The following is a 22,221-nucleotide window of genomic DNA, read 5'->3' as shown; positions in this document are numbered from 1 at the left end:
CCCCCCCCCCCCCCCCCCCCCCCCCCCCCCCCCCCCCCCCCCCCCCCCCCCCCCCCCCCCCCCCCCCCCCCCCCCCCCCCCCCCCCCCCCCCCCCCCCCCCCCCCCCCCCCCCCCCCCCCCCCCCACGACCGGGGGCAGAGCACGACCGGGGCAGAGCACGACCGCCGGGCGGGGCACCCGACCGGGCGGCACCGCCGTCGGCGCGTCCGGGAGTGAGTCGGGTCACCGGGCGGGTAGGGAGGGCCGGTGCGCCTGCCTGATCCCGCTGACCTGTTCGACCTGCCGCGGACCCTCGTCGAGTCCGTCCGCACGCTCGGCGCGGCCCTGCCGCGCGCGGAGACGCTGCTGCCGGTCGCCGACGACGTCCTGCGCAGCACCCGGACGCTGCTCGACGGCGTCGGCCCCGCGGTGGCGCGGGCGGCGGCCGCGGCCCCGGACGTGCTCGACACGGCCACCGGCGTGGTGCAGCGGATCGCCGGCGTCCTGACCCCCGAGCGGACGGCCGCGGTGGCCGCGCTGACCGACCGGCTGGTCGCGGTCCTCACGCCCGACCGGATCGCGGGGATGTCCCGGGTGGCCGACTCGGTCCGGGCGCGGGCCGACGTCGTGCCGCGGGCCCTCGACGCGCTCGACGGGCTGCTGTCCTCCGGCCGGCTGCAGCAGCTCGGCGCCGCGGTCGACCGGCTGGCGTCACCGGACCGGCTCGACCGGCTGGACGCGCTGCTCGACCTCGCCGCCGACGAGCGGCTCGGCCGGCTGCTGGACCTCGCGAAGGACGAGCGGATCGGCCGGCTGCTCGCCCGGCTCGACGTGCTGCTCGCCGACGACCGCCTGCCGCAGGTGGTCGACCGCGCCGGCGAGGTGCTCGGGGACGGCCGGGTGGAGCGGGTGACGGCCGGCCTGGACCGGGTGCTGGCCGAGGAGAACCTCGACCAGGCCGGCGAGCTGCTCGGCGGCGGGCGCGGCGCGGCCGCGGTCCGGGCGCTGCTGCGCGTCGGCCGGGCGCTCACCGGCCAGGGGCCGCAGGCGGTCGCCACGCTGCTCGAGCGGCTGCCCGAGTTCCTCACCGAGGAGCGCCTGAAGTCGCTCGGGGCGCTCGCGGACCGCGCGCCGGAGGACGTCGACACCGCGCTCGACGTCCTCGAGGACCTCTACGCCGTCATGGCCGGCCCGGCGGACGGGTACGACGAGGCGGGCGAGGCCCAGCAGGACGACGAGGCCCAGCAGGACGACGAGACCCAGCAGGACGACGACGAGGACGACGAGGAAGAGGCCGGCTGAGGCCCGCTCAGTCGCCGGCGTGCTCCCGGAACGGCCGGACCCAGGCGCGGGGCCCGTAGTCGTCGCCGTGCGGGGTGCGCAGCACGGTGTGCACGGGGAAGGGCTGGGGGGTGTCGGAGTCGAGGAGGACGCCGCAGTGGTGGTCGAGTTCGGCGACGACCACCGGTGACTGGACCCGGCAGTAGAAGACGTCGCCGGGCCCGTGCCCGCCGATCCAGGAGAACCAGGTCTCGTCGAGGTGGTCTGCGACCTCGCGCAGCCGCGCGGTCCGGGGACCGGCGGGCAGCGGCGCGATGAAGGTGGCGACGACGTCGAGCACCCGCTGCCGGGCGCCCTCGGGCAGGTCGGCGACCCGGCCCCCCCGACCGGGATGACCCGGTTCTCCTGGAACGCGCCGGCCAGGTGCCGCTCGTCGCGTCGCCGGGCTGCACCAGCCACGGCGGCGTGCGGGCGTACCCGGCCCCGGAGGGGGTGCCGGTGGCCAGCGGGTCACCGGGGCGCAGCGTGAACGTGCGGCTGATCAGGGAGAGCGTGTCGCCGACGGTGTAGGCCATCTCGTCGGTGCGGGGCGTCCTGCACGGTCTCGCCGTCGACCCGGGTCTGCACCCGCAGCCCGACGCAGACGACCCGCGCGCCGGCAGCACGGGCGGCACCACCTCGACGTCGAGGTCGACGGCGACCGGTTGCAGGCGGTGGCGCAGGTCGGCCCGCTGCGCTCGTCCTGGGCGAGGCGGCCGCGGGGCCGGAGGCGGTGCTGGAGATCCGCACCGAGCGGCCGCCGGCCACCTCTCCTCGGCCACGCTCGGTCCGGACGTCGTCGTCGCCGGTGTCGTCAGGCCCGGCGGCTTCGCCGAGCTCGGCCGGCTGGACGGGCGCTACGTCTCCACGGAGGTCGCCGGCGGGATGACCGGCCGGCTGGGCGGCGTGTGGTGCGCCCGCGGCTCGCTCGTGGTGCGCTCGTTCGCGTACGCCGGCGCCGACGACCCGCAGGAGCTCCCGTGACCGACCTCGACGGCCTGTCCCTCGAGCAGAAGGCGACCCTGCTCTCCGGCCAGGACTTCTGGTCGACCCCGCCGGTCGAGGAGGCGGGGCTGCCCTCGCTCGTGCTGACCGACGGCCCGCACGGCGTGCGCCGCCAGGAGGGCGACTTCGGCGGTCCCGGCATCACCCACAACCTGCCGGCCACCTGCTTCCCGCCCGCGGTGGCGGTGGGCAACAGCTGGGACCCGGCGGTCGCCGAGCGGATCGGCGCGGCGATCGGCCGGGAGGCGCGGGCGCTGGGCGTGCACGTGGTGCTCGGACCAGGGGTCAACGTCAAGCGGTCGCCCCTGGGCGGGCGGAACTTCGAGTACTACTCCGAGGACCCGCTGCTGTCCGGCGTCCTCGGCGCGGCCCACGTGCGCGGGCAGCAGGCCGCCGGCGTGGGCGCCTCGGTCAAGCACTTCGCGGCCAACGACCAGGAGACCGAGCGCATGCGGATCAGCGCCGAGGTCGACGAGCGGACGCTGCGCGAGATCCACCTGCCGGCCTTCGAGCGGGTGGTCACCGAGGCGGCGCCGGCCACGGTCATGTGCGCCTACAACAAGGTCAACGGCGTCTACGCGTCGCAGAACCGCTGGCTGCTCACCGAGGTGCTGCGGGAGCAGTGGGGCTTCGACGGCGTCGTCGTCTCCGACTGGGGCGCCGTCGACGACCGCGCCGCGGCGCTGGCCGCCGGGCTGGACCTGCAGATGCCCGGCGACCGCGGCGCCGGCAACCGGCGGGTGGTCGAGGCGGTGCGGTCCGGGGAGCTCGACGAGGCGCACGTCGACGCGAGCGCCGCCCGGGTGGCCGCCCTGGCCCGGTACGCCGGCGGGCCGGCCGGGGAGGTCGACGTCGATGCGCACTGCGCGCTGGCCCGCGAGCTGGCCGCGCAGTGCGCGGTGCTGCTGCGCAACGAGCGCGGCACCCTGCCGCTGTCCCCGGGCACCCGCGTCGCCGTCGTCGGCGAGTTCGCCCGCACGCCGCGCTTCCAGGGCGGCGGCAGCTCGAACGTCACCGCCACCCGGGTCGAGTCCGCGCTCGACGCGATGCGCGCGCTGGCCGGGCGGGAGCTCCCGTTCGCGCCCGGCTCGGGTGACGACGCCGCCGCGTCGCGGGACGAGGCCGTGGCGCTGGCCCGCGACGCCGAGGTCGCCGTGGTCTTCCTCGGCCTGACCGACGCCGAGGAGTCCGAGGGCTTCGACCGGACGACGATCGACCTCCCCGCCGACCAGGTCGAGCTGGTCCGCGCGGTGGCCGCCGCGGCGCCCCGGACGGTCGTCGTCCTCTCCCACGGCGGGGTGGTGTCGCTGGAGGGCTGGCACGACGACGTCGACGCGATCCTGGACGGCGCCCTGCTCGGGCAGGCCGGCGGTGGCGCGCTGGCCGACCTGCTGTACGGCGTCGCCGACCCGTCGGGCCGGCTCGCCGAGACCGTCCCGCTGCGGTTGGAGGACTCCCCGAGCTTCCTCTCCTTCCCGGGCGAGCAGGGCCGGGTCGTCTACGGCGAGGGCGTGCTGGTCGGCTACCGCGGGCTGGTCACGCAGGGCCGGGCGGTGCGGTACCCGTTCGGGCACGGGCTCTTGTACACGACGGTCACGACGTCGGACCTGCGGGTCGAGCCCACCGGCGACGACACCGCCACCGCCTCGGTGACCGTGACGAACACCGGCGACCGGGCCGGCAGGCACGTCGTCCAGGTGTACGTGTCGACGACGGCCGGGCCGGTGCGCCGCCCGCTGCGGGAGCTGCGCGCGTTCACCAAGGTGGCGCTCGGGCCGGGGGAGGGCCGCGAGGTGACCCTGGAGCTCGGCCGGCGCGCGTTCGCGTACTGGGACGTCGTCGAGTCCGGCTGGGTGGTCGCGCCGGGGGAGTACGCGGTGCAGGTCTGCGCCGACGCCGGGACCGTGCTCGCCGAGCGGGTGGTGACGCTGCCCGGGGACGACCTGGTCCGGGTGCTGACGATGGACTCCTCCGTCGGCGAGTGGTTCACCCACCCGGCCGCCGGGCCCGCGCTGGTGGAGGCGCTCACCGCGACCATGCCCGCGGACGCCGCCTCGCCCGAGGAGCAGGCGATGATGCTGCGGATGATCGGGTCGATGCCGATGCGCCGGTTCGCCACCGACTTCGGCGCCGCGCTGCCGCAGGACCTGCTCGACCGGCTGATGGCCGAGACCGCCGCCGCCCGCGGCGCCCGGTGACGTGAACGCCGGTGGCCCGGGACCTGCGCGGTCCTGGGCCACCGGGGTTCAGCGCCCGCCCGAGGGCGGCAGAGATGGCCATTCCTGCCACCCCGGGGAGGGTCAGACGGGCAGCGGGTCGTCGTCCCGCTTGGTCAGGGCCGGCTCGGGGGCCGGGACGGCGGCCTGCGCGCCGGCCCGCAGCAGGGTCGCGAGCTCCTCCTCGGACTCCACCGCCTCGCCGCGGGCGACCATGCCGGCCTGCTCGGCGAGCGGGATCTCCCTGAGCGCGGACGACAGCAGCAGCGCGACGGCGAGGATCGGCACCAGGTACCAGAACACCGGCGCGAGCGAGTCCGCGTAGGCGTCGACGATCGCCGTCCGCAGCGGGTCGCCGGCGGCGTCGACCGCCGACGGCACCAGCGTGTCCGGGGAGGTGATGCCCGCGGCCGCCGCCTGCTCGGCGTTGCCGGTCAGCGCGCCGGTGAGGTTCTCGGCCAGCCGGGTCGTGAACAGCGTCCCGAAGACGGCGACGCCGAGGGTGGCGCCGACCTCGCGGAAGTAGTTGTTCGTCGAGGTGGCCGTGCCGATCTGGGTGGCCGGGACGGCGTTCTGCGCGGCCAGCACGACGTTCTGCATGATCAGCCCCAGCCCGCAGCCGAGCGCGAAGAACATCGCGCCGATCGTCCACAGCGAAGTGTCCCCGGCCAGCGTGGTCATCCAGACCATCGTCGCGAGGATGACCGCGACCCCGGCGGTGGTGAACCGCTTGTAGCGGCCGTTCCGCAGGATGGCCGCCGCCGAGGACTGGATGGTCAGGATGATCCCGGCGGTCATCGGCAGCATGAGCAGGCCGGAGTTCGCGGCCGACAGCCCCGAGCTCATCTGCAGGAACGTCGGCATGAAGGCGATCGCCGAGAACATGCCCAGGCCCACGGCCATGCCGAGCGCCGTGGCGACGACGAACGTCCGGTTGCGGAACAGCCCCAGCGGCACGATCGGCTCGACCGCGCGCCGCTCGACCAGCACGAACACGACCGCGCAGACGACGAACGCGGTGGCCAGCGCGAGGGTCAGCGGGTCGGTCCAGCCGTCGCTGCCGCCGAGGTCGGTGAACAGCACCAGCGACGTCGTCGTCGCCGACAGCGCGACGATCCCGGCGACGTCGAGCGGGGTGGTGCTGCGCCGGCGCGGCAGGGAGAGGGCGAACCACCCGACGAGGAAGGCACCCACGCCGACCGGCACGTTGATCCAGAAGCACCACTCCCAGCCCAGGGCGGGCGTGTCGGTGAAGAAGCCGCCGACGAGCGGGCCGGCGACGGCCGACAGGCCGAACAGCGCGCCGATCGGGCCCATGTACGTCGCCCGCTCCCGGGCCGGGACGATGTCGGCGATGATCGCCTGCGACAGGATCATCAGTCCGCCGCCGCCGAGGCCCTGCACCCCGCGCCAGACGACGAACCAGGTGAAGTCCGGCGCGAGCGCGGCGCCGACGCTGGCCACGGTGAACAGGCCGATGGCGACCAGGAACAGGGTCCGCCGGCCCCACAGGTCGCCGAACTTGCCGTAGACGGGCATGACCAGCGTGGTGGCCAGCAGGTAGGCGGTGGTCACCCACGCCATGTGCGAGACGCCGCCGAGCTCACCGACGATGGTCGGCATCGAGGTCGAGACGATCGTCTGGTCGAGGGCGGCGACGAGCATGCCGGCGAGCAGCGCCGAGAACACCAGGTTGATGCGGCGCCGGGTCAGGACGATCGGCGGTGCGGAGGAGTCGGGGGGCGGGGCCTGCACGGAGGTCCTCTTTCGGTCGTACGGCGGTGCCGCGGGCGCGCGGCACCGAGAGGGGAGCGGACGGCGCCGGCCGCTCGGGAGGGTTCAGGAGCGCGGGGCGGGCAGCCCGGCGGCGAGCACGTCCCAGGCCTCGTCGACGAGGTGGGGGAGCGGCACGGTGAAGTCGGTGGACAGCCAGCGGTGCAGCGCGGTGCGCAGGGCGACACCGGCGACGGCGGCCAGCAGCGTGGGGTAGGCGTCGACGCCGACCCGCGTGCCGGTGCGGGCGGCGACGGCGTCGGCCAGCGCCCGCTCGGAGGCGCCGAAGGCGGCGTGCAGCCGGGCGAGCAGCACGGGGTGCTGGTCGATGACCCGCAGCCGCAGCGGCCACACGCCCGCGGGTTCCTCGGCCATCGCGGCGGCCTGCTCGGCCTGGACAGCGCGCAGGGCGGTGACCGGGTCCTCGCCGGCGGGGCGGGCGGCGAACCGCTCGGCGGGCAGGGCCGAGTCGGCGGGGTCGAGGCCGAGGACGGCGTCGTCCTTGGTGGCGAAGTAGTTGAAGAACGTGCGGGGGCTGACGCCGGCGCGCTCGGCGACGTCGTCGACGGAGACGGCGTCGAGCCCACGCTCGGCGACCAGGTGCAGCGCGGCGGCGTGCAGTGCCGAGCGGGTGGCGAGCTTCTTGCGCTCGCGCAGTCCGGAGGTCACCCCCCGATCATCGGCCGAAACGTGCAGTCCGCGCAAGCTTGCACGTAGTGCACGGCGTGTCCCGGCGGGCCCGGGCGGCAGGGATGGCCATTTCTGCCACCCGGGCCCGGGTCAGTCGCGGTCGCGCTGCCGCTCGATCGCCTCGAGGACGGTCTTGCGGCCCGCGCCGAGCTCGCGCTCCGCCTTCTCCGCCCGGTCGAGCTGGGAGTCGCCGTGCATCTCCCGGACCTTCGCGCGCGCCTCGGTCGCCTTCGCGTCGACCAGCTCCGCGGCCTTCCGGGCCTCCTTCGCGGCGTCGGTGTCGGCCACGTGCTGCTCGCCGGAGCCGCGCTTGCGTTCGTCGGTGGCCCGCTCCTCCTCGTCGGACAGCAGCTCCCACGCGGCGTCGGGCAGGTACCGCTTCGTCCCGCCCTCGCCGCGGGCGCGGTCGCCGCCGTCGGCGGTGTGCCAGTCCTGCCCGGTCCACTCCTGCAGGTGCCGCTGCGACTCGCTGCGCTCGCCCTCGTGCCGGTAGCCGCCGCCGGCGGCCTCGTACTCGTGGGCCAGCAGCTGGCTCTTGCGGGCGCTCCACTGGCCGGGCCGCCCGCCCCTGTCGCCGGCCTTGATCTCCTCCTTGAGCCGCTCGCGCAGCTCGGGGTCCGTGTAGTCCCGGGCGTAGTCCTCCGCCGACTTCCCGCTCATGGACCGGGAGTACCCGATCCGGCCGTGTCTCATCCAGCGGAGCGCGACCGGTCCACCTCCACGTGCGGGCGGGACTGCCAGCGCGCCCAGTCCGCGCTCACCTCGCCGGCGGTGCGCAGCAGGGCCGGCAGGTGCTCGGCCAGCAGTCGCTCGGTCGAGGTCTCGGCGGCGTGCACGGTCACGTTCATCGCCGCCCGCACCGCGCCGGTGCCGTCGCGCACCGGGACGGCGACCGAGCGGACGCCGGGCGCGAGCTCCTCGTCGGCCAGCGCCCAGCCGCGGGCGCGCACCTCGGTGAGCTCCTCGCGCAGCTGCTCGGCCGTGCGCCCGATGTAGGGCGGCAGGCCCGAGCGGCTGGGCTCGGCGAGGGTGGCCTCGAGCCGATCGGCCGGCAGGGCGGCGAGCAGCACCTTGCCCTGGGAGGTCTGGACGGCGGGGAAGCGCGTGCCGATCTCGACCCGCAGCGCGATCAGCTTGGGCACCGACACCCGCGCGACGTAGACGATGTCCGACCCGTCGAGCTGCGCCATCGACGACGACTCGCCGGTCCGCGCGACCAGCGCCTCCATGTGCGGCCGGGCGAGGTCCCACAGCCCGAGCGCGCCGACGTAGGCCATCCCGAGCGACAGCACCCGCGGGGTCAGCGAGAACACCCCGCCGGCCGACCGCACGAAGCCCAGCTCCTCGAGCGTGAGGAGCAGCCGCCGCGCGGTCGGCCGGGCCAGCCCCGCGGCGGACGCCACCTCCGACAGCGTCATGGCCGGGTGGTCGGCGTCGAAGCAGGTGAGCACGTCCAGGCCCCGCGCCAGCGCCTCGACGAAGTCCGGCCCCTCACCGCGCCCGGCCACGACGGCCCTCAGCGCTCCCCGGCGAGGTGCCGCTCGAAGGCCTCCTCGCGGGCGGCGTGCGTGCTCTCCGACCGGTAGTCGGTGTACTGGTACGGGTTGTCCAGCACCTCGCCCGAGGGCAGCTCCGGGTCCATCCCGGTGGTCCAGACGTCCTCGCCCATGTCGGCGCGCAGGTGCTCGACGGTCGCCTCGACCTCGCGCCGGACCGCCGCCAGGTCGACGCCGACCAGCCGGTGGTCGGACTTCACGACCCGCCCGTCGACCAGCACGGTGTGCACGTCGCCGCGCTGCGCGTGGAAGGCGACGTGCCCGTAGGGGTTCAGCAGTGGGAACGACACCGGCGAGGCGTCGTTCTTGATCAGCACGACGTCGGCCTTCGCGCCCGGGACCAGCCGGCCCAGGTCGTCGCGGCCGAGCGCCGTCGCCCCGCCGCGGGTGGCCCACTGCACGACGTGCTGCGCGCGCAGCGCCAGGTGGGTCACCGTCTCGCCCTTGAGGTGGGCCTCGAAGTGCTCGCGCGAGCGGTCGGCGCCGAGCGTCGTGCGCATCGCGGAGAACAGGTCGCCGCTCCACCACACGCTGGTGTCCATCGACAGCGACACCGGGATGCCGTGCGCGCGCACCTGCCAGGTGGGCGGGTAGCCCTGGCCGGCGCTCTGCTCGGACTCGGTGGACACCGAGATCGACCCGCCGGTGGCGGCGATGCGGTGGTAGCTGTCGGGGGAGAGCGAGGCGGCGTGCACGTACACCGTCTCCGGCGTCGCGAAGCCGTGCTCGTGCATGAGCCGGATGCCGTCGTCGTTGGTGGCGCCCCAGACGCCGGCGTGCGTGGTCACCGGCAGGCCGAGCTCGCGGGCCACCTCGAAGGCGGCCTTCTCCGGGAACGCCGGGTCGCCGGTGACGTCGAAGGCGAGCTGGAAGGCGAGCAGGTCGCCCGCGCCGGTGCGGCGGCGCTCGAGGAAGCCCTGCACGGCCTCGTCGGCGGTCCACTCCCACGGCGCGGCCTGGATGTTGCCGTAGGCGAGCACGTACCGTCCGGGCACCGACTGCAGCGCGTCGACGGCGGCCTCGGCGTGGTCGACCGTCTGCAGCCCGTGCGACCAGTCGACGACGGTGGTGACGCCGGCGTCGAGCGCCTCGACGGCGGCCAGCCGGTTGCCCGCGGCGACGTCCTCCGGGCGGAAGCGCCGGCCGTGCTCGAGGTAGTACCAGACGAAGTACTGGGTGAGGGACCAGTCGGCGCCGTAGCCGCGCATCGCCGTCTGCCACATGTGCCGGTGCGTGTCGATCATCCCCGGCATCACGATGCCGTCGGTGGCGTCGACCTCCAGGGCGTCCTGCGGGGCCTCCATCTCCGGGCCCACGGCCGCGATCCGGTCGCCGACGACGAGGACGTCGGCGTCGGTCAGCACCGTGCCGGCGTCGTCCATCGTCAGCACCGTGCCGCCGCGGAACACGACGGGGCGCCCGGCCTGCGGCGCCGGGGTCTGGGGCTCGGTCATGGACTCTCCTCGGACGTCACAGGCTCGACGGACACCTGTCCGCCCACCGGACGAGGGTCGCGGACGCGGTCACCCTGCTCGTGACCTGCGGCACATGTCAAGGCTGCGGCCGTGCGGTTGACACGGCTCGGCGGCGGTGCCGAGACTCGGCGCGACCGGCGGACGACTGTCCGCCCGCACCAGCCCCGACGCCGAGGAGCGCGACGCGACGATGACGGCAGCACCCGGCGGACCCGACCCCGAGGGCCCCCTCGCCGGCCTGCTCGTGGCCGACTTCTCCCGGATCCTGGCCGGCCCCTACGCCACGATGCTCATGGCCGACCTCGGCGCCGAGGTGGTCAAGGTCGAGGGCCCGCGCGGGGACGACACCCGCACCTGGGCGCCGCCGGTCCGCGACGTCGGCGGGGAGGGCGTCTCCACCTACTACCTGGGCGTCAACCGCAACAAGCGGTCGGTGGCCCTGGACCTCACCGACGACGCCGACCTGGCCGCGGCCCGCGAGCTCGCCCGCCGCGCCGACGTCCTGGTGGAGAACTTCAAGCCCGGCGGCCTGGCCCGCTTCGGCCTCGACTACGGCACGGTGGCCGCGACGAACCCCGCCGTCGTCTACGCCTCGATCAGCGGGTTCGGCAGCGGCCCCGGCGGGCGGTCGCTGCCCGGCTACGACCTCATCGTGCAGGCCATCTCCGGGCTGATGAGCCTCACTGGCGACCCGGGCGGCGACCCCTACCGCGCCGGCGTCGCCGTCTTCGACGTCATGGCTGGCCTGCACGCCACCGTCGGCGTGCTGTCCGCGCTGAACCAGCGGCACGCCACGGGCCGCGGCCAGCACGTCGAGGTCAACCTGCTCTCCAGCGCGCTGTCCGGGCTGGTCAACCAGACCTCGGCGTACGTGGCCGGCGACGTCGTCCCGTTCCGGATGGGCAACAGCCACCCCAGCCTGTTCCCGTACGAGCCGCTGCCCTGCGCCGACGGCGACCTGATCGTCACCGCCGGCAACGACGGCCAGTTCCGCAAGCTGTGCGAGGTGCTCGGCGTGCCCGAGCTGGTGGAGGACCCGCGGTTCCTGCACAACGAGGACCGCACCGCCCACCGCGAGGAGCTGCGCCCGCTGCTGGTCGGGCGGCTGAAGACCCGCACCAAGATGGAGTGGTTCCGCGACATCATCGCCGCGGGCGTGCCGTGCGGGCCGATCAACACCGTCGACCAGGGCGTCGCCTTCGCCGAGGAGGTCGGCCTGGACCCCGTCGTCACGGCGGGGGAGGACGGCGCGGGGGTCCCCTCGATCCGCAACCCCATCCGGTTCTCCGGGACGGCGGCGCGGTACCGCTTGCCACCGCCCGCGCTCGACGAGCACGGTGCGGAGATCCGCCGCTGGCTGGCCGAGGGCGAGGAGGCGCCGTGACCGAGGACGGGTACCCGACCGCGCTGGGCGCCTCGAGCCGCGAGTCGATCACCCTGCTCGGCACCGACCTCGCCCGCGACGTCATGGGCACCGTCGGCTTCGGCGAGCTGGCGTTCTGGCTGGCCACCCAGCGCCGGCCCACGCCGGGGGAGACCCGCGTGTTCGAGGCGGTGCTCGCCGCGCTCGCCGACCACGGTTTCACCCCGACGGCGATCGTCACGCGGCTGACCTGGCTGTCCGCGCCGGACTCGGTGCAGGGCGCGCTCGCCGCCGGGCTGCTCGGCGGCGGCTCCCGCTTCCTCGGCGTCACCGAGGACTGCGGCCGCTTCCTGCACGACGTCCTGGTGTCGGCGGGGGAGCTCCCGGCCGACGACGCCGGCTGGGACGCCCTCGCCCTGGAGACGGTCACCGCGCAGCGGGCGGCCGGCCGGTTCGTCCCGGGGCTCGGCCACCACGTGCACAAGGACGGCGACCCGCGCACGCCGCGGCTGTTCGAGATCGCCGGCGAGGAGGGCCTGGTCGGCCCGCACCTGGCGCTGTTCGCCGCGATCGGCCGGGTGCACCCGCAGGTGCTCGGGAGGACGCTGCCGCTCAACGGCGCCGGCGTCTGCGGCGCCGCGCTGGCCGACCTCGGCCTGCCGCTGGAGCTGCTGCGCGGCTTCGCGCTGCTGGCCCGCACCGCCGGGCTGATCGGCCAGCTCGCCGAGGAGATCAGGCGTCCCGTCGCCAACGAGGTCTTCCTGTCCGTCGACCTGCACAACCGCTCCGTCGCGCCGGACCCCTACGAGCCCGAGACCCCGGGAGGCAGTCATGGCTGAGGTGGCCGCGGTCATCGCGTCGACCCACCACCCCTTCTACTACCGCGCGAGCACCTCGACCGGCGCGGACCGGCCGCCGTTCGCCGACGAGTGGGTGGCCAAGATCGAGCGGTTCCGCGAGACGCTCACCCGCGCCGAGCCCGACGTGCTGGTGATGGTCGGCAGCGACCACTTCCACCAGCTGTGGCTGGACAACATGCCCCAGTTCCTCGTCGGCAAGGCGCCCTTCTTCGACGCCAACTGGTACAACGAGGAACGCGAGTTCGGCCTGCCGCGGATGACGCTGCGCGGCGAGGAGGACCTGGCCGCGCACCTGCTGCGCGACGGCCTCGACCGCGACTTCGACCTGGCCTTCTCCAACGAGCTGCGGATCGACCACAGCATCACGTGCCCGATCATCACGCTGCGCCCGCAGGCCGACCTGCCGATCGTGCCGGTCTACACGAACATCTTCGCCCCGCCGCTGCCGCAGCCGAGGCGGTTCGTGCAGCTGGGGAGGGCGATCCGGGAGATGGTCGAGTCCTGGGAGTCGGACCAGCGGGTGGCGATCATCGGGACCGGCCACCTGTCGCTGGAGCTCGGGGGGCCGCGCCAGTTCGGCGAGCACGGGCCCGACCCGGAGTTCGACCGCAAGGCCGTCGAGTGGATCGCCTCCGGCGACATCGAGGGCTGCCTGGCCGAGGTGTCGCTGGACTCGCTGCACGCCCCGGGCAACGCCACCCACGGCTTCATGGACTTCATGCTGATGATGGGCGCCGCCGGCGAGGGGCAGAAGGCCGACCACGTCGACACCCTCGACCTGTTCCACACCATGGAGGCCTACTTCACCTGGTACCCGAACGGCGTCCCCGGAGAGGTGGCCCCGGCATGAGTCGCTACCTGCTGGACAAGTTCCTCTTCACCGTCGACCGCGACCCCGCGCTCGTCGAGCGCTACCGCGAGGACCCGGCCGGCACGGTCGAGTGGTGGGAGGCCGAGATGGCCAACAAGATCCTCAACTGCACCGACGACGAGCGGTCCACCTGGCTGGAGTTCACCGAGGACGAGCGGCGCGCGCTGCGCGAGCACGACCACGTGACGCTGTTCCGGATGGGCGCCCACCCGTTCCTCACGCTCACGCTGTTCATCGCGATGTTCGAGCGCGACCACGGGCCGCTGGAGTACCAGAAGGCCTACGGCAAGGCGATGGAGCACGTCACGCTGCCCTATCCCGACATCACCACCTGACGTGCGGGCCACCTGACGTGCGCGCCGCCGTCGTCCGCGCGCCCGGGACGCCGCCCGAGCACGCCGAGCACCCCGACCCCGCCGTCGGGCCGGGGCACACGCTGGTGCGCGTCACCGCCGCGCCGATCGTGCCGCTGGACCTGCTGTGCGCGTCCGGCACGTCCTACTTCGGCGCGCCGGCGGTGCCCTACGTGCCGGGGGTGCAGGGCGTCGGCGTCGTCGAGGAGTCCGGGCGGTTGCCGGCCGGCACCCGGGTCTGGTTCGCGACGTCGGCCGGCATGGCGCCCGGCGACGGGAGCCTGGCGCAGCGGTGCGCCGTCGACGACGAGGACCTCGTGCCGCTGACCGCCGACCTGCCCGACGCCGCGGTCGCGGCGATCGGCCTGTCCGGCGTGGCCGCGTGGATGTGCCTGACCTGGCGCGGGCGGCTGCAGCCGGAGGAGACCGTCCTCGTCCTCGGGGCCGGCGGCGCGGTGGGGCAGGTGGCGGTCGGGGCGGCGCGGGTGCTCGGCGCCGGGCGGGTGGTGGCGGTCTGCCGCTCGACCACGGCGCGGGAGCGGGCCCGCGCCGCCGGCGCCGACGCCGTCGTGCCGCTCACCGGCGACGTCGACGCGCTCGCCGCCGCGCTGGCGCGGGCGTGCCCGGGCGGGGCGCACGTCGTCGTCGACCCGGTGTTCGGCGTGGCGGCGACCGCGGCGTCGCGGGTGCTGGCGCCGGGCGGGCGACTGGTCAACCTGGGCGGGGCGTCCGGCGACGAGGCGGTGTTCTCCTCGGCGGTGCTGCGCGGCCGGTCGGCGGAGGTGCTCGGCTACACCAACAACGCGCTGACCCCGCAGCAGCGCCGCGACGCGCTCGGTGCCGTCCTCGCCGCGGCCGCCACCGGCCGGGTCGCCGTCGCGCACGAGACGGTGCCGCTGGCCGACGTCGGCGGCGCCTGGGCCCGCCAGGCCGCCGGCGAGGCGGGCGTCCGGCTGGTCGTCGTCCCCTAGCCGCGGCCCCGGGGGGCGGCGCGCACGTGCACGCGTTCGCCCTGGGGGCCGAAGAGGGCGAGCACCTCGGTGGGCCGGCCGTCGGGGTTGCCCAGCCAGTGCGGGGTGCGCGTGTCGAACTCGGCCGCCTCGCCGGGGGTGAGGACGACGTCGGTGTCGCCGAGCAGCAGCCGCAGCCGGCCCGAGAGCACGTAGACCCACTCCCAGCCCTCGTGCGAGCGCTGCTCGTCCGGCTCCCCGCCCCAGCGCGGCGGCAGCACCATCTTGTAGGCCTGCAGCCCGCCCGGCCGGCGGGTGAGCGGGAGGAACGTGGCGCCGTGCCGGGTGATCGGCCGGAGCCGCACCCGGGGGTCGCCGGTCTCCGGGGCGTCGACCAGCTCGTCGAGCGGCACCTGGTGGGCGCGGGCCAGCGGCAGCAGCAGCTCGAGGGTGGGCCGGCGCTGCCCGGACTCCAGCCGGGACAGCGTGGACACCGAGATTCCGGTGTCCTCGGACAGCTGGGTCAGCGTCGCGCCGCGCTGCCGGCGCAGCTCGCGCAGCCGCGGGCCCACCGCGTCGAGGACGGCGTCGAGGTCCGCGTCGGGATCGGTCACGTTGCCAGTATGGCAAAGGTGTTTGCCTTTTTCGCGACGGCGGGTGCACTGTGGGCGGCATGGACGAGACGTACGACGTGGTGGTCATCGGCGGGGGAGCGGCGGGCCTGTCCGGCGCCCTCGCCCTGGGGCGGGCGCGGCGCTCGGTCGCCGTCGTCGACGAGGGGACGCCGCGCAACGCGCCGGCGCACGAGATGCACAACTACCTGGGCCGCGACGGCACGCCCCCGGCCGACCTGCTCGCCGCCGGGCGGGCCGAGGTCGCCGGCTACGGCGGGGTGCTGGTCGACGGCACGGTCACCGCGGTCGGCGGGGCGGCCGGCGCGTTCACCGTGGAGCTCGCCTCCGGGCGGGTGCTCGGCGCGCGGCGGCTGCTGGTCACCACCGGCCTGACCGACGAGCTGCCGGACGTCCCGGGCGTGCGGGAGCTGTGGGGCACCGACGTCCTGCACTGCCCGTACTGCCACGGCTGGGAGGTGCGCGACCGGGCGATCGGCGTGGTCGCCACCGGCCCGATGTCGCTGCACCAGGCCCAGATGTGGCGGCAGTGGAGCGCCGACGTCGTGTTCTTCCTGCACACCGCGCCGGAGCCGGACGACGCCACCGCCGAGGCGCTGGCCGCGCGCGGGATCCGGGTGGTGCGCGGCGAGGTGGCGGCGCTGGAGACCGACGGTGGCCGGCTGACCGGCGTCCGGCTGGCCGACGGCGAGGTGGTGCCGCGCGCCGCCGTCGTCGTGGCCCCGCGGTTCACCGCCCGCTCGGCGGTGCTGACCGGGCTCGGGCTGGAGGCGCAGCCGTTCCGCATGGGCGAGGCGGTCGTCGGGTCGCACGTGCCGGTCGACGCCCGCGGCGCCACCGCGGTGCCCGGCGTGTGGGCGGCCGGCAACGTCGCGGACCCGAGCGCCCAGGTGATCGGCGCCGCGGCCGCCGGGCTGATGGCCGGCGCGCAGGTCAACGCCGACCTGGTCGCCGAGGACACCCGGGCCGCCGTCGACGTGATCCGCGCGATGAGCGACCCGGAGTACGGCGAGCAGTGGTGGGAGGAGCGTTACCGCGCGCACGGCTCCGGGGTGTGGAGCGGCCGCGTCAACGACGTCCTGGCCACCGAGGCCGCCGACCTGCCGCCCGGCCGCGCGCTGGACGCCGGCGCCGGCGAGGGCGGCGACGCCGTCTGGCTGGCCCGCCGCGGCTGGGCGGTGACCGCGCTCGACCTCTCCCGCACCGCGCTGGACCGCGCCGCCGCGGCGGCCGAGGCGGCCGGGCTGAGGATCGAGACCCGCAAGGTCGACGTCTCGTCGTGGCAGCCCGGCGACGAGCGGTGGGACCTGGTGACCGCCTCGTTCCTGCACTTCCCGCCCGGCACCCGCGACGACGTGCTGCGGACGCTGGCCTCGGCGGTCGCGCCCGGCGGCACGCTGCTGGTGACGATGCACGACGGCAGCGACGTCGCCCACGGCATCCAGCGGCCGGGCCTGCCCGACTGGTACGCCGCCGGCGGGCAGATGGCCGCGGTGCTCGACCCCGGCGACTGGGAGGTGCAGGTGGCCGAGGCGCGGCCGCGGGAGGCCCGCGGGCACGAGCACGGCTCGGCGCACGCCGCCGACGCGGTGCTGCGGGCGCGGCGCCGTCAGCCGGTGACGTCGTCCTCGCTCGTGTAGAGCAGCCGCAGCCGGGCCGGCGGGGTGAACGGCCGCCAGCCGTCGCGGGTCTGGGCCAGGCGGTCGGCCACCAGCCACAGCACCGCCGGGTCGTGTCCCATCCCGAGGTGGCTGGCGTGCACGCCGACGTTCTCCGCGCGCGGGCCGGGCGTCTGCCGGCAGGCCCGCCAGTCGACGACGCCGTCCCAGCGCGAGTACACCGCGGTGCTCGGGACGGGCAGGCCGCCGAGGCCGCCCCGCCCGCGCGGCACGGCGTGCAGGTGGCGGTAGCGGGCGTAGGCGCGGGCGCCGGGGCTGTCGTCGGGCGGGCCGCCGGCCAGGCCGAACGGCGAGCCGAGGCTGATCACCTGGCGGACCAGCCGCGGCACCCGCAGCGCCAGCCGCCGGGCGTAGATGCCGCCCAGGCTCTGCCCGACGATGCTCACCGGGCCGGCGTGCTGGTCGGCCAGGCGCTGCACCAGGCGGGGCAGCTCGTCGGTGATCTCCTTGGTGGGGCCGCGGTTGCGGCCGAGCTCCCAGCCGACCACGGGGTAGCCGAGGCCGCGCAGCCAGCGGCGCAGGGTCGCGGTGGAGACGTCGGAGGCCATCAGGCCCGGCAGCACGAGCACCCCGTGCGGCTCGCCGCGGGGGGCGCCGCGCAGCAGCGGGTAGGTCAGCGCGAGCGCGCCGGCGCTGGCGGCGGCCCGCACGGGCTCGGTGGCGGCGAGCAGGCGCCGGCGGGCTTCCGGGCTGTTCGGGGCGTCGGTCACGGGCACTCCTCCCGGCGGCGGTGGCACGTCTGCGACACCGCTACCCCGTCGGGCGCCCGGGACTCGCCTTCCGCGCGCGAAAGGCGGGTCCCGGGCGCCGGGGTCAGCGTTCCTGCAGGTACGCCGCCGCGGTGGCGCGCAGCCGCTCGTGCACGCCGTCGGCCGCGACCGCGCCGGGCAGGTACCGCTTCGCCAGCTTCGCCACCATCGTGTAGTTGGTGTCGACGACGTTGCCCGCCGGCGCCAGCCCCGCCTGGCTGACCAGCTGCAGGGCGTCGAGCTGGTCCCAGCCGGCGAGCTCGGCCGCCCAGGTCACCAGGTCGTGCTGGCTGATCCGGTAGGCGTCCTCCAGCGGCCGGACCGACCCGGTCGACATGAGGAACTCGTCGCTCTCCAGCCGCGGCCACGCGGGCCCGCCGCCCTTGACCAGGTCGACGACGACGACCGTGCGCATCGCCGACTCGACCGCGGTGCCGCACACCTCGCCCTCGCCCTGCCGGCAGTGCCCGTCGCCGAGGGAGAGCATCCCGCCGGGCACGTTCACGCCGAAGTAGACGGTCGTGCCGGCCCGCACCTCGGGGGTGTCCATGTTCCCGCCGTGCGCGCCGGGCGTGATGCTGGCGAACACCTCGCCCGCGGCCGGCGCGACGCCGATCGTGCCGTGCATCGGGTCGAGCGGGAGCTCCACCTCCGGGCCGCCGCGGCGGGGGCGGAACAGGCAGGTGCCCCGCTCGCGGTCGACCTCGTAGAGCCAGACCAGCTCCTCGAGCGGCTCGTGCAGCATCGCCGTCGAGTGGGTGGTGGTGAGCGCGCCGAAGTGCGGGAACGTGCTGGACACCGCCCAGTCCCGCGCCGGTGCGACGTCGACCAGGTGCACCGCCAGGGTGTCCCCGGGCTCGGCCCCCTCGACGGCGATCGGGCCGCTCACCGGGTTGAGGAACGGGAAGTTGCACACCTGGCTCGGCAGGTCCTCGACGCTGCGCACCTTGCCGCCGTAGCAGTCCTCGGTGGTCAGCTCGACCACCGTGCCCGGCGCCACGGTGAGCAGCGGCTCGCCGCCGCCGAAGGAGTAGCGCAGCTGGTCGGGGGTCGGCTCCAGGGGGACGACCTCGAGGGACGCCGTCACAGGTTCTCCTCCGCTCGGATCTCGGGCCTCCGGCCCGTGGCGATCAGGACGATCATCAGCACGACGCCGATGGCGAGCCACACGAAGCCCAGCTCCTGGGCGGCCACCTGGGCGTTGTAGACGACGTAGGCCAGGATGCCGAACCCGATGACCGGCACCGCGAGGTGCAGCCACCAGTTGCGGCTCCCCATCCGGCCGATGAAGTGCCAGACGACGGCGACGTGCAGCAGCAGGAACGCCGACAGCGCGCCGAAGTTGACCAGGGTGGACAGCAGCGTGATGCCGTCCTCGCGCTGCTCCATGTACAGGCCGAGCACGAGGGAGACGGCCGCGACGAGGAAGGTCGCGTTGACCGGCACGCGGCGGGTCGGGTGCACCTTGCGCAGGAAGCCGGGCAGCTGGCGGTCGCGCGCCATGGCGAACAGCAGCCGCGAGGTGGCCGCCTGGGCGACCAGGGAGTTGGCGAACCCCCACGCGACCGCCGTCGCGATCGCCGTCAGCGTGCCCAGCCACGCCCCGCCGGCGACCTCGGCGGCGTCGTAGAAGGCGGTGCCGGCGGCGTCGCCCTCGGCGATCAGGGTGTCGGGGTCGGGCACGAGCAGCGCGGCGACCCAGGTCTGGACGATGAACAGCGTCCCGGCCAGGGCCAGCGCGGCGATCATCGCCTTGCCGATGGAGCGGGCCGACTCGCGGTTCTCCTCGGCGAGGGTGGAGATGCCGTCGAAGCCGAGGAAGCTCAACACCGCGACCGACACCGCGCCGAAGACCAGCTCCAGCGAGAAGGTGTCGCTGTTGTAGATCGGCGAGAAGTCGAAGCCGCGGCCCTCGCCGGAGGCCAGCGCGACGACGCCGATGACCAGGAAGATCGCCAGCACGATGAGCTCGGCGACGAGCATGATCTTGTTGACCCGCGCCGTGAACTCGATGCCGAAGTAGTTGACGACCGTGTTGAGGACGACGAAGCCGATCAGCCACACCCACACCGGGATCGACGTCACGATCGAGTTCATCGCGACCGCGGCGATGAGGTAGAGCAGGCCGGGGACGAGCACGTAGTCGAGCAGGATCATCCAGCCGGCGATGAACCCGACCGGCTGGGCGATGCCACGGCCGGCGTAGGTGTAGACCGAGCCGGCCATCGGGAACGCCCGGGACATCTGCGAGTACGACGCCGCGGTGAAGGCCATCGCCAAGCCGCCGATGGCGTAGGCGAGGGCGATCATGCCGCCGCTGGCCTGGAAGACGCTGCCGAAGATGCCGAACGGCGCGATCGGCACCATGAAGACCAGGCCGTAGACCAGCAGGTCGGTGAACGTCAGCGAGCGCTTGAGCTCCTGGCGGTAGCCGAACTCCTCGACGCCGGCGGCTCCGGCTGCCGGGGTCGCGCCGGCACCGGTGCTCCCGGTGGCGTACGCGGACGGGGTGGTGCGGGGGTCGGTCACGACTCCTCCTCTCGGCCGGCTCGGAGCCGGACGCGGGGAGGGTAGGCCCCTTCCTTCCGATCGGAAGCAGTGGGGGTCAGTCGCGCGCGCCGACCTCGCGGAACACCAGCCCGTCGGCGCGCGCCAGCCGCGGCCGGGGGATCCGCGGCGGTTCGGGGGCGCCGGTCTCCAGCAGACGCGCGGCGGTGCGGACGCCGTCGTGCACGCCGCGGGCGTAGGCGCAGACCACCGGCGCGCTCGGCCCCACCCGGGCCGCGAGCCGCTCCTGCAGGGCGAGCTGTCCCTCGTCGCCGGCACCGTCGGCCGCCGCGAACGAGGGCATGCAGGCGTACAGCTCACCCGTGCCGTCGCCGCCGACGGCGTAGAGGCCGTTCTCCTCGAGCGCGCCGGACAGCCGGACGACGCGGCGGTCGAGCCCGGCGCGGGCGAAGGCGCGGTTGAAGGCCACCAGGTCGCGGCCGACCAGGCTGAGCAGCACGGCGTCGGCGCGGGTGCGGCGGACCAGGTCCAGCGCCGGGCCGGGGTCGGCCGGGCCGAACGGGACGAGCAGCTCGCCGGCGATCTCCGCGCCGACGTCGAGCAGCACCGACCGCGCGGCGCGGTGCACCGCCTGCGGCCACACGTAGTCGGTGCCCAGCAGCACCCAGCGGCGGGCGCGGCGGTGGCGCACCAGCCAGGTGAGCGCGGCGGCGTGCTGGACCAGCGGGGAGGCGCCGATCCGCAGCGCCCCGCGGGACCCGCGCCCGCCCTCGTGCGGCGGGGTGAACACGTAGCCGGCGCGCCCGGCCAGCGCGGCGGCGACCGCGCGGGAGACGTCGCTGGTGGAGAAGCCGACGAGGACGTCGACCGCACCGGCGGCGTGCAGGGCGGCGACGTCGGCGGCCACCGCGGCGGGGCGGCGCCCGGCGTCGACGGTGACCAGCTCCACCGCGCGACCGCGGACCCCGCCGGCCTCGGTGACCTCGTCGGCGGCGAGCGCGGCCAGGTCCAGCGCCGACGGCGCGGTCATCGCCAGCGGCCCGGTCAGCGGGACGGCCAGTCCGATCCGGGCGACGTCGGGGGAGCGGCCGACGACGGCGGCCTCCCACGCCTCCATCGGGACGGTCGGTCCGGGCACCTCCTGAGTATGGTGCGGCCATGGCGGTCGAGCAGCGGGCTCCGGGCACTGCGGCGTCCGCCGCGCCCGCGGCCTCGCTGGTCGAGCTGCTGGCCGTCGTCTCGCGGCGGGTCGCCCGCGGCGTCGGGGCGGTGCTCGCCGAGGACGGCGCGACGCTGGAGACCTACCGGCTGATGCGCGCGCTCGCCTCGGGACCGGGCCGCACGATGAGCGGGCTGTGCGCGGCGCTGTGCGTCCCGGCGCCCACCGCCACCCGGATGGTCGACGGCCTGGTCGACGCCGCGCTGGCCTACCGCCTGCCCGACCCGGAGGACGGCCGGCGCGTGCGGGTGCACCTGTCCACGCTCGGCCGCAGCCGGCTGGACCGGCTGGAGGCGCTGGTGTCCGCGCACGAAGCCGCGCTGACCACCGAGCTCGGCACCGACCGGGTCGCCGCGCTGGTCGCCGCGCTCACCGACCTCGCCGACCCGCCCGCCTGACCCCTGCGGCGGCGCCCGTCCCCGCGATCAGTCGCATCCAGCGGGCTGCAGTCGCACCGGGAACGCGCCGCCCCGTTGATCATCGGCTGGGTGCACGCGACACGCGCCGACACGCCGGCGCGAGCGGCACGCATCCGGTGATCGACTCACCGTGAGCCGTGTGGTGGGACCGGCGGCCGCCGGCGCCCCGTCAGTCGGACGGCGGGAGGATGCGGGGGACGAAGACCTCGTCGATCGGGCGCGGGCCGACGTACTGCCGGCAGGTGCACGGCACCCAGGTGTGACCGGCGAACCGGCCGCGCCGGTCGAAGGTGTCGCGGCGCAGCTCGGCGTAGCAGGTGTTGGTCTCGGTGTCGTGCTGGCTCAGCGTGTGCCCGCAGCCGCACACCGGCGTCGGGTTGGGCGGCGGGCCCGCGGGACGACGGCGCCCGAGCCGGCCGGCCACGAAGCCCGCGGCCAGCAGTGCCGCACCGATGACCAGGCTGACAGGTTCCACCGTCGTCGCTCCTCCGCTCCGAAGACCTCCCGACGGTAACGCCGCAGGCGCACTCCCGGTGCCGGGTGCGGGCGCGCCGCCGGTTTCCCCGGACGGGGGATCGATCCGAGACCGTCCGGGGCACCTGC

General features: G+C 75.7%; 21 protein-coding genes and 1 pseudogene. 9 read left to right on the top strand and 13 right to left on the bottom strand.

Annotated elements, in window-relative coordinates; genetic code table 11:
- Positions 1-247: 247 nt before the first annotated feature.
- On the top strand, positions 248-1,282 hold the full coding sequence (locus ACI796_RS21710) for a hypothetical protein (protein WP_456943291.1): 1,035 nt from the start codon (positions 248-250) through the stop codon (positions 1,280-1,282).
- Between the two features lie 7 nt (positions 1,283-1,289).
- Here the strand turns inward: ACI796_RS21710 and ACI796_RS21705 are convergent, their stop codons facing one another.
- Positions 1,290-1,601: a DUF3500 domain-containing protein gene (locus ACI796_RS21705; protein WP_456943290.1), complete on the bottom strand. Its 312-nt coding sequence runs from the start codon at positions 1,599-1,601 to the stop codon at positions 1,290-1,292.
- A gap of 154 nt (positions 1,602-1,755) precedes the next feature.
- Positions 1,756-1,836, bottom strand: a pseudogene (locus ACI796_RS21700) (hypothetical protein); the annotation flags it as partial.
- 444 nt (positions 1,837-2,280) lie between these two features.
- On the opposite strand from ACI796_RS21700, the gene ACI796_RS21695 reads away from it, so the two are divergent.
- On the top strand, positions 2,281-4,503 hold the full coding sequence (locus ACI796_RS21695) for a glycoside hydrolase family 3 C-terminal domain-containing protein (protein ID WP_456943289.1): 2,223 nt from the start codon (positions 2,281-2,283) through the stop codon (positions 4,501-4,503).
- Between the two features lie 102 nt (positions 4,504-4,605).
- On the opposite strand, the gene ACI796_RS21690 is transcribed toward ACI796_RS21695, so the two are convergent.
- The 5 genes from ACI796_RS21690 to ACI796_RS21670 form a co-directional block, all read right to left on the bottom strand.
- Complete coding sequence (locus ACI796_RS21690) at positions 4,606-6,276, bottom strand: MDR family MFS transporter (RefSeq protein WP_456943288.1); 1,671 nt, start codon at positions 6,274-6,276, stop codon at positions 4,606-4,608.
- 84 nt (positions 6,277-6,360) lie between these two features.
- Positions 6,361-6,963 carry an acyl-CoA-like ligand-binding transcription factor gene (locus ACI796_RS21685; RefSeq protein ID WP_456943287.1) on the bottom strand — a complete coding sequence of 201 codons (603 nt, stop codon included), beginning with the start codon at positions 6,961-6,963 and terminating at the stop codon, positions 6,361-6,363.
- Between the two features lie 111 nt (positions 6,964-7,074).
- Positions 7,075-7,644 (bottom strand): hypothetical protein, encoded by a 570-nt coding sequence (locus ACI796_RS21680; RefSeq protein WP_456943286.1) that lies wholly within the window; start codon positions 7,642-7,644, stop codon positions 7,075-7,077.
- A gap of 29 nt (positions 7,645-7,673) precedes the next feature.
- A complete protein-coding gene (locus ACI796_RS21675; protein ID WP_456943285.1) occupies positions 7,674-8,492 on the bottom strand; it encodes an IclR family transcriptional regulator domain-containing protein in 819 nt (272 codons plus the stop codon).
- Positions 8,493-8,500: 8 nt separating this feature from the next.
- Positions 8,501-9,994, bottom strand: coding sequence for an amidohydrolase family protein (locus tag ACI796_RS21670; protein WP_456943284.1), 1,494 nt, complete (start codon positions 9,992-9,994; stop codon positions 8,501-8,503).
- A gap of 211 nt (positions 9,995-10,205) precedes the next feature.
- Here ACI796_RS21670 and ACI796_RS21665 point away from each other — a divergent pair, with 211 nt between their 5' ends.
- From ACI796_RS21665 to ACI796_RS21645, 5 genes are read left to right on the top strand one after another with little or no spacing between them, the layout of a single operon-like run.
- Positions 10,206-11,399: a CaiB/BaiF CoA transferase family protein gene (locus ACI796_RS21665; protein ID WP_456943283.1), complete on the top strand. Its 1,194-nt coding sequence runs from the start codon at positions 10,206-10,208 to the stop codon at positions 11,397-11,399.
- Positions 11,396-12,217 (top strand): citryl-CoA lyase, encoded by an 822-nt coding sequence (locus ACI796_RS21660; RefSeq protein WP_456943282.1) that lies wholly within the window; start codon positions 11,396-11,398, stop codon positions 12,215-12,217. The genes ACI796_RS21665 and ACI796_RS21660 overlap by 4 nt, the downstream gene beginning before the upstream one ends.
- Positions 12,210-13,088, top strand: a complete 879-nt coding sequence (locus ACI796_RS21655) for a DODA-type extradiol aromatic ring-opening family dioxygenase (protein WP_456943281.1) — start codon at positions 12,210-12,212, stop codon at positions 13,086-13,088. Before ACI796_RS21660 ends, ACI796_RS21655 begins: the two co-directional genes overlap by 8 nt.
- A complete protein-coding gene (locus ACI796_RS21650) occupies positions 13,085-13,444 on the top strand; it encodes a hypothetical protein (protein WP_456943280.1) in 360 nt (119 codons plus the stop codon). Before ACI796_RS21655 ends, ACI796_RS21650 begins: the two co-directional genes overlap by 4 nt.
- 17 nt (positions 13,445-13,461) lie before the next feature.
- Complete coding sequence (locus ACI796_RS21645) at positions 13,462-14,433, top strand: quinone oxidoreductase family protein (protein WP_456943279.1); 972 nt, start codon at positions 13,462-13,464, stop codon at positions 14,431-14,433.
- On the opposite strand, the gene ACI796_RS21640 is transcribed toward ACI796_RS21645, so the two are convergent.
- The gene (locus ACI796_RS21640; protein ID WP_456943278.1) at positions 14,430-15,026 is read right to left on the bottom strand and encodes a helix-turn-helix domain-containing protein; all 597 of its coding nucleotides are present in this window, start codon (positions 15,024-15,026) and stop codon (positions 14,430-14,432) included. The two genes, ACI796_RS21645 and ACI796_RS21640, sit on opposite strands and share 4 nt — an antisense overlap.
- Positions 15,027-15,085: 59 nt before the next feature.
- On the opposite strand from ACI796_RS21640, the gene ACI796_RS21635 reads away from it, so the two are divergent.
- Positions 15,086-16,684, top strand: coding sequence for an FAD-dependent oxidoreductase (locus ACI796_RS21635; RefSeq protein WP_456943277.1), 1,599 nt, complete (start codon positions 15,086-15,088; stop codon positions 16,682-16,684).
- Here the strand turns inward: ACI796_RS21635 and ACI796_RS21630 are convergent.
- The 4 genes from ACI796_RS21630 to ACI796_RS21615 all read right to left on the bottom strand — a co-directional run bounded on the left by ACI796_RS21630 (position 16,654) and on the right by ACI796_RS21615 (position 21,118).
- Positions 16,654-17,433: an esterase/lipase family protein gene (locus ACI796_RS21630; protein ID WP_456943276.1), complete on the bottom strand. Its 780-nt coding sequence runs from the start codon at positions 17,431-17,433 to the stop codon at positions 16,654-16,656. The two genes, ACI796_RS21635 and ACI796_RS21630, sit on opposite strands and share 31 nt — an antisense overlap.
- A 103-nt stretch (positions 17,434-17,536) precedes the next feature.
- Positions 17,537-18,559, bottom strand: a complete 1,023-nt coding sequence (locus tag ACI796_RS21625; protein ID WP_456943275.1) for an acetamidase/formamidase family protein — start codon at positions 18,557-18,559, stop codon at positions 17,537-17,539.
- Positions 18,556-20,001 carry an APC family permease gene (locus ACI796_RS21620; protein WP_456943274.1) on the bottom strand — a complete coding sequence of 482 codons (1,446 nt, stop codon included), beginning with the start codon at positions 19,999-20,001 and terminating at the stop codon, positions 18,556-18,558. Before ACI796_RS21620 ends, ACI796_RS21625 begins: the two co-directional genes overlap by 4 nt.
- A gap of 76 nt (positions 20,002-20,077) precedes the next feature.
- Positions 20,078-21,118 carry an ABC transporter substrate-binding protein gene (locus ACI796_RS21615; protein ID WP_456943273.1) on the bottom strand — a complete coding sequence of 347 codons (1,041 nt, stop codon included), beginning with the start codon at positions 21,116-21,118 and terminating at the stop codon, positions 20,078-20,080.
- A gap of 20 nt (positions 21,119-21,138) precedes the next feature.
- Here ACI796_RS21615 and ACI796_RS21610 point away from each other — a divergent pair, with 20 nt between their 5' ends.
- Positions 21,139-21,597, top strand: coding sequence for a MarR family winged helix-turn-helix transcriptional regulator (locus ACI796_RS21610; RefSeq protein ID WP_456943272.1), 459 nt, complete (start codon positions 21,139-21,141; stop codon positions 21,595-21,597).
- A gap of 190 nt (positions 21,598-21,787) precedes the next feature.
- On the opposite strand, the gene ACI796_RS21605 is transcribed toward ACI796_RS21610, so the two are convergent.
- Positions 21,788-22,093 carry a hypothetical protein gene (locus ACI796_RS21605; protein WP_387984944.1) on the bottom strand — a complete coding sequence of 102 codons (306 nt, stop codon included), beginning with the start codon at positions 22,091-22,093 and terminating at the stop codon, positions 21,788-21,790.
- Between the last annotated feature and the right edge of the window lie 128 nt (positions 22,094-22,221).

It is taken from the genome of Geodermatophilus sp. SYSU D00525, from assembly GCF_054050475.1.
Note: the sequence above shows the minus strand (reverse complement) of the source record. Positions and strands in the feature narration are given on the sequence as shown.

Coding starts and splice junctions, on each gene's coding strand:
- ACI796_RS21655 (WP_456943281.1), top strand. CDS start 12,210: ATGGCTGAGGTGGCCGCGGTCATCGCGTCGACCCACCACCCCTTCTAC.
- ACI796_RS21650 (WP_456943280.1), top strand. CDS start 13,085: ATGAGTCGCTACCTGCTGGACAAGTTCCTCTTCACCGTCGACCGCGAC.
- ACI796_RS21680 (WP_456943286.1), bottom strand. CDS start 7,644: ATGAGCGGGAAGTCGGCGGAGGACTACGCCCGGGACTACACGGACCCC.
- ACI796_RS21635 (WP_456943277.1), top strand. CDS start 15,086: ATGGACGAGACGTACGACGTGGTGGTCATCGGCGGGGGAGCGGCGGGC.
- ACI796_RS21670 (WP_456943284.1), bottom strand. CDS start 9,994: ATGACCGAGCCCCAGACCCCGGCGCCGCAGGCCGGGCGCCCCGTCGTG.
- ACI796_RS21610 (WP_456943272.1), top strand. CDS start 21,139: ATGGCGGTCGAGCAGCGGGCTCCGGGCACTGCGGCGTCCGCCGCGCCC.
- ACI796_RS21665 (WP_456943283.1), top strand. CDS start 10,206: ATGACGGCAGCACCCGGCGGACCCGACCCCGAGGGCCCCCTCGCCGGC.